The sequence below is a fragment of the Bradyrhizobium sp. Ses1 genome, from assembly GCF_059512365.1.
In genome coordinates this window covers 1-393 of sequence record NZ_JCAMOQ010000230.1, presented here as the reverse complement: position 1 = coordinate 393, position 393 = coordinate 1, and the positions used below count along the sequence as shown (strand labels likewise).

The 393-nt window shown below is 59.8% G+C and carries 1 protein-coding gene; it reads left to right on the top strand.

What is annotated here, in order from left to right; genetic code table 11:
- Positions 1 to 393, top strand: a 393-nt coding sequence (locus AC5ZG5_RS46490) for a reverse transcriptase domain-containing protein (protein WP_496165604.1), incomplete at both ends; no start/stop codon positions are given.

Below are 393 nucleotides of genomic sequence, written 5' to 3'. Positions count from 1 at the left end.
CATGCCGAACTTCTGAAGTCGGTAGCACGCCGAATTGTCGATCGGCGCGTGCTGCATCTGATCAAGATGTGGCTGGAGTGTCCCGTGGAGGAAACCGACGATCGAGGAAGGAAGACACGTACGACCGAAGCCCGAGACAAGCGGCGCGGCATCCCGCAAGGTTCACCCATCTCCCCATTGCTGGCGAATCTCTACATGCGCCGGTTCGTGCTGGGATGGAAGATGCTCGGTCTCGAGCGAAGCCTCGGCACTCGCATCGTGACCTACGCCGACGATCTCGTGATCCTATGCCGGCGGGGCAAAGCCGAAGAGGCCTTTGTCGCGACTGCGCGAGATCATGGGAAAGTTGAAGCTGACGGTCAACGAGGACAAGACACGAATCTGCAAGGCGCC